This is a genomic window from Methanospirillum sp. (assembly GCF_035560735.1).
Classification (GTDB): domain Archaea; phylum Halobacteriota; class Methanomicrobia; order Methanomicrobiales; family Methanospirillaceae; genus Methanospirillum.
Genome location: NZ_DATMYY010000124.1, coordinates 1 through 4,448, shown reverse-complemented (window position 1 = coordinate 4,448; position 4,448 = coordinate 1). Strand labels below are relative to the sequence as shown.

The 4,448-nt window shown below is 44.6% G+C and carries 3 protein-coding genes; all 3 read left to right on the top strand.

The window, feature by feature from the left end; translation table 11 throughout:
- Nucleotides 1–44: 44 nt before the first annotated feature.
- A complete protein-coding gene (locus VN429_RS03910) occupies nucleotides 45–2,696 on the top strand; it encodes an MEMAR_RS02690 family S-layer glycoprotein (RefSeq protein WP_325630001.1) in 2,652 nt (883 codons plus the stop codon).
- A gap of 218 nt (nucleotides 2,697–2,914) precedes the next feature.
- A complete protein-coding gene (locus VN429_RS03905; protein WP_325629999.1) occupies nucleotides 2,915–3,628 on the top strand; it encodes a DUF4198 domain-containing protein in 714 nt (237 codons plus the stop codon).
- A partial coding sequence (locus tag VN429_RS03900) for an ATP-binding protein (protein ID WP_325629997.1) occupies nucleotides 3,625–4,448 on the top strand: 824 nt, incomplete at its 3' end. The genes VN429_RS03905 and VN429_RS03900, both read left to right, overlap by 4 nt.

Sequence of the window (4,448 nt, the reverse complement as noted above, 5' to 3'; positions counted from 1 at the left end):
GTATTATGAAATCGCATAAACTATGATACGCTCGATGAGGACATATGAACGCACAAATCAAATTGATACTGGTCATGATGCTTGCATGTGCTCTGCTTGCATTACCAGCTTCAGCAGCGCTCAACAAAATAAGCCAGGGAGGAGACGTATTTATTGGAGAGAAAGGTCTTGATATCTCCCCGGCGATCGGATCTTCAAAGCAGATCGCATGGTGGCAGCCCGGTTCAAATTCAGAAACAGAGCAACCGGCTGATATAGAATCAGTCTCTGATAAATCAAACTATTACATGGCACCAGATACATTCCTGGGCAAGACCGGGATCTGGTACAGATGGGATGGAAAAGCAAAGGGAGGCCCGGCATTCAACGTTAAAGATCCTTCAATCAACGTTAAAATCTGGGATACCACCGCCGGAGAGGACATAACCGGAAAGTCAGTTCCTGTTGGAAATTATGTGAACTTTGCTATTGAAACCAATATGCAGAGTATCACCACCCGTGCAGGATACCAGGCATCAGATGGTCCGTTCAAGCTGAAAGTAAAAACATCAGATGGGGCAACATACACTGAACTTGTTGGCAACAACGGCAAGGCATTGGCTCTCAAGGGTCTTACTGTCAACCAACAACTCTGGTACTGGATTGGAGAAGGAAACGATCATACCAAGTATGCGAAAAATGATGGTTGGGACACAGCTGCAGAGGATGCATCTAACAACCGCCTGTATAAGCCAGGAGTATACAGCGTAACAGCAAGCTGTAATGCCAACAAGATGCAGGATCAGTACAAAGCACCAGATGGGTCAGATTATACAACAAAGACGATCACGCCAGTAAAGTCTGTTCAGATCGTGACTGATCAGGTAAAGATAGAATCTAACAAGGATTCTGTTGTTCGTGGAAACACATTCTCTGTCACCATTACCGGTGTTCCAAGCACTCAGTACATCCTCTGGGTCAAGGGAACAAACTCAATGACCGGGCTATCCGGAGATCAGCCGCCGATGATCCTGACAACACAGGACAATGTCAAGCAGGATGACCCGGCAGGTCCGTACGAGATTGGTAAGTACCAGTACGAGGGAGGAGCAGGAAAGACCGTCAAGCAGGATGTTCCTGATGATCCCGACTACCATGGAACCAAGTGTTATGCTCAGGTAAAACTTGGAACCAGTGGCACGAGAACAGTTGAATTTAAGACAACCAAGGACACCAAAGATAACAAGTATACTCTTCGTGTCGAACGTAAAAACGGAAACCAGTATAAATCTGATGAAGTTGACATCAAGATAGAGAAGGGCAGCGTATCCATCGTTGCAGCAGGTGATCAGAGTTATTACCTTGGTGAAGAGGTCAAACTTTCAGGAACCAACTCAGAGACTGACACGACATATCTCTTCATCACCGGACCAAACCTCCCAACAAACGGAGCAATGCTCAAATCTCCAAAGAAGGCAGTTAACAACGCCCAGCCTCAGTCCTTTGACAGTACTGATGTTCAGGATGATGACACCTGGGATTTCAAGTGGCAGACTGCAAACCTCGAGATTGATGCAGGAACATACACAATCTACGCAGTCAGTTCTCCAAGTGACAAAGACAATCTGAACGATGCACAGTACGACACCGTCTCACTTGTCATAAAGAAGCCGTACATCCAGGCAACTGCTTCAGGCAGCGTTGTTGCAAAAGGTGACAAACTGTATGTCAGAGGCACTGCTGAAGGTGACCCGTCACTCGGAGTAGCAGTCTGGATCCTTGGAAAGAACAAGGTCCTCTATGCAACCGAGTCAGTGAATGATGACAAATCATTCGAGTACGAGATTACAAAAGAAACAACCCAGAGTCTGTATGCAGGTCAGTACTTCGTTGTTATCCAGCACCCGATGTATAACAACGAGTTTGACATCTACCCGGACAACCCGTTAAACCCACAAAATGTCCTCGGTACCTACCCAACCCGGGGAGCACAGCTCTTCAAGATAGGTGGACAGGGAGCACTCCAGGGCACTGATGCAGCAGAAGCACTCATCCAGGCTATCAACAACGCCATGGTTGATGACACATACACAAAGCTTCAGTTCCTTGTTGAAGAGCCAAAAATCACTATCAATCCGATTGGTGAGCAGAAAGTAGGATCCAAGTTTGAAATCTCCGGGACCACCAACCTTGCGTACGATGACAATGATCTGCTCGTTGAGCTGACTTCATCCTCGTTTAAGCCAACTGACAAGTCACAAAGCGGTGAGTTCAGTGGTGCAACCGGAACAGTCAAAGTCCAGCAGGGCACTGATGGCCTCAATAAATGGAGTTTCAGCGTTGATGCCTCTACCTTTAAGCCAGACGAGTACATCGCCCGTGTTTCAGGTGTAACAATAGATGTTGTCGAGACTGCTCTCTTCAACGTTGTTGAAGCAGGCGGGGCTCCGTCAGCAGCAAAAGAGCCATCTGCAAAGGTCACACCGGCAGCACCAGTCGCCAATACTACGAAGAACGCAACTCCAGTGGCAACAGTAGCAGAAAAGACAACAGCACCAACTGAAAAACCAACAACAGTAGCAACAACCAAGCCAACCGAGAAGCCGACCACGGCTGCATCAACCCCTGAACCGACAAAGAAGTCACCAGGATTTGGAGCACTCGCAGCACTTGCAGGCCTTGGAGCAGTTGCATTCCTGACACTGCGCAGGAAGTGATTTCAACCTTACATTTTTTTAACTTAACTCACTGACGATTTATCCATTTTAAATTGGTTCTTTTTTCAATGTTCTAGTTCCCGGTGATTATGGTATATTATTAAGGGTGGAAAATTGGATTATTCACACGATGTGCGTGTGATAAAAGCGAAAGAAATTCATACGTATTGTGATATATATGTCTAGACGTGCATCAGGCGATGTACTCCGAGGTATCAATGAAAGAATATAATCTGGAATTAATGATTCAGGGGCATGAAATCTGGCTCGAAACGTCAAGTATTGAAAATGGAATTGTTTCTCTCTCCCTTCTATATGGGCACAATATGAAACAGGATGGCCTTGTTGACGAGTCCCGGTTCCAGCCGCATGTCTATTACCAAGATGGGCATGAGGGAGAGATTGAACTTAAAACAGTAGATGACAGACATTACCTGATCTTCAAGGAAGGCGAGACCGGATATATGTCAGCATATGCTGATATGGGTGTCGTTATCTATTCTCAAAATGAGGATGGATATAATCAAGGCCCTAAGTTCCAGTTTAAAGATGTGGTGTATTCAGGTGCTTTCCACCAGATGGCGAAGATCATAGTCCCCGGAAAAAAACCCGAAAATTATAGACCACATACAACACATGGAATTCTTGAAATAGTTCCGGCAAACCCTGAATGCACTGTTGGCAGTGAAATAGAGCTCACAGTATATTATGAAGATAAACCCCTTCCATCAGTACTTGTGAAAGCGATTTCTAAAAAGGAAGGAAAAGATATCGTATCTCTGGAGACGGATGCCAATGGAGTTGTTAAAATTCCAATTTCACTCGATGGTGAATGGATGTTCCTTGCCAGGCATGTTGATTCAACAAAAAAGGTTAGTGATGAATTTGATGAATCCGTTTTCATCACGACACTAGTTCTTGATGCGACATGAAAAAAATAATTTTTACCGGTAAGGGCGGGGTTGGAAAAACCACCATTCTTTCTAACCTGGTACGTCTCCTTGTTCTTGATAAATTACGTGTTCTTGCAATAGATTGCGATCCCAGTATGAATCTTGCTACATCTCTTGGGATTCCACTCTCTCAGGTTGTCTCTATCGCTGAAGACAAAGCACAGTTTCAGGAAAAACTGGAACGGTCAATGCGTTCATATGGAGATGAGGATGAGGATGATGATCATTATGGGGATGAGGATGAGGATGATGATCATTATGGGGATGAGGATGGGGTTGATTATCACAATCACGGGGCGATTCCAAACCAGAATTTATCAGAATATATTGTCAAAACTCCTGATAGCGTAAATCTCATCGTAATGGGTACAATCCCGTTTGGCGGAGCAGGATGTTTGTGTGCTCCAATTGCTATGGTGAAGATGCTGGTCTCTTATCTGAGTTCATGCAATGATGAGTATGACATAATCATTGTTGATTCACAGGCAGGAGTTGAGATCTTTGGCAGAGGACTTGCATCTGAATTTGATCTCGCTCTCATTGTAACCGAACCAACCCCCAAAGCCCTTGATGTTGCCAGGCACGGATCAAAACTTGCACAGGATCTCGCGGTAAAGAAACAGATTGCTATTGCAAACAAAGTTGAGAATATATCTGATCTGAAGGCAGCTGAGAAGGCTCTGAAAGGATGTGTTGATCTCATAATTCCAATGGAATATGATAAGAACATCAAAAAAGCTGATAAGAAAGGAATTCTGCTACTTGATTATGCTTCTCATTCATCTGCAATGAATGATAT

Bases quoted from the DNA above. Each gene is read 5' to 3' on its own strand.
- VN429_RS03905 (WP_325629999.1), top strand. From the start codon at position 2,915: ATGAAAGAATATAATCTGGAATTAATGATTCAGGGGCATGAAATCTGG.
- VN429_RS03910 (WP_325630001.1), top strand. From the start codon at position 45: ATGAACGCACAAATCAAATTGATACTGGTCATGATGCTTGCATGTGCT.